General features: G+C 34.5%; 2 protein-coding genes and 1 pseudogene. 2 read left to right on the top strand and 1 reads right to left on the bottom strand.

The annotated features are described in order from the left end of the window. The first annotated feature begins 298 nt into the window (after positions 1–298). The gene (locus tag ACXM1Q_RS09280) at positions 299–424 is read left to right on the top strand and encodes a hypothetical protein (RefSeq protein WP_458517809.1); all 126 of its coding nucleotides are present in this window, start codon (positions 299–301) and stop codon (positions 422–424) included. After that, entirely contained in the window at positions 421–768 is a 348-nt protein-coding gene (locus ACXM1Q_RS09275) for a DUF6978 family protein (protein ID WP_458517808.1), read from the top strand. The genes ACXM1Q_RS09280 and ACXM1Q_RS09275 overlap by 4 nt, the downstream gene beginning before the upstream one ends. 50 nt (positions 769–818) lie before the next feature. Here ACXM1Q_RS09275 and ACXM1Q_RS09270 read toward each other — a convergent pair. Continuing rightward, a pseudogene (locus tag ACXM1Q_RS09270) lies at positions 819–920 on the bottom strand (IS30 family transposase); the annotation flags it as partial.

Here is a 920-nt window from a genome sequence, read left to right as displayed (position 1 = left end):
AAAAAACTACGCAAAGCATTCATACACTACAAGAAAATAATCGAAAAGGATGGCCGAATCCCTTGGTACGCAAGGGGTCTGCTATCCTTTATCTTTTTTAAACTGATAAACTCGGGATTATACCATGTTTCCCAAGTTCCTGCGACTAAAAACAGGAAACAATAAAGACCTCAAATAGTAAAAGTTGAAACTCAGAGAAATTACTTGCCAACTGGTAAATAATTTCTTTTCTACTTTGCTTTTGCTATACTTAGGACAGAATCAAATCTCTTTAGAATAATGAAAGTAGGTGATAACAATGAAAGAACTACTTTTAACAAATGAGCAAGCTGAGGAATTAATTCTACTATTAAAAACAATCGCCAAAGCCCACAATGCTACCTTAACGAATAATAGCAAGGAAGCATCGATATTGTTGGGATGAATCAAACGCGTTTCATCCTAGATTACTTTTACAGCGACAATAATAAGGTTTTTAATTTCAGAGAATATTTCCACAATTATGTCCTCTTCCGTATTAACTTAAACAACAAATTTCACAAAAATGCTGACGGTACAAAAATTTTTGGGAATAGAATAAATCTTTTCTCCGCCGAAGAGTATTATCTAAAAGCAGATGAAGCAACACATTACAAGGCCTATCCACTACCCTACGGCAATATCTCTAATTCTAATGATTTCCTAAAAATTCTCAGGGAAGTTTTCGAATATACACATGTTACCGATCCAGAATTAGCATCTATTAAAATTCAAGAAGACTTGTTATAATATTGGACGAAAGGAGGTCTAACCAATGAATCCTAAATTTCAAGTTCAAGTTAGCCACCCAGAAGAAATTCCTTCGGCGACTTGTAGCCCAAGCATTTTTTAGGATAGTTGTTTATCCAATTTTCAATAAAGGCGACCTCTTTTGAGGTCGT

Source organism: Streptococcus sp. 10F2, from assembly GCF_054331515.2.
The sequence above is the reverse complement of the archived record's forward strand: the minus strand, read 5'-3'. Positions and strand labels throughout refer to the sequence as shown.

Excerpts from the sequence above, each read along its gene's own strand:
- ACXM1Q_RS09280 (WP_458517809.1), top strand. The coding sequence starts at position 299 with ATGAAAGAACTACTTTTAACAAATGAGCAAGCTGAGGAATTAATTCTA.
- ACXM1Q_RS09275 (WP_458517808.1), top strand. The coding sequence starts at position 421 with ATGAATCAAACGCGTTTCATCCTAGATTACTTTTACAGCGACAATAAT.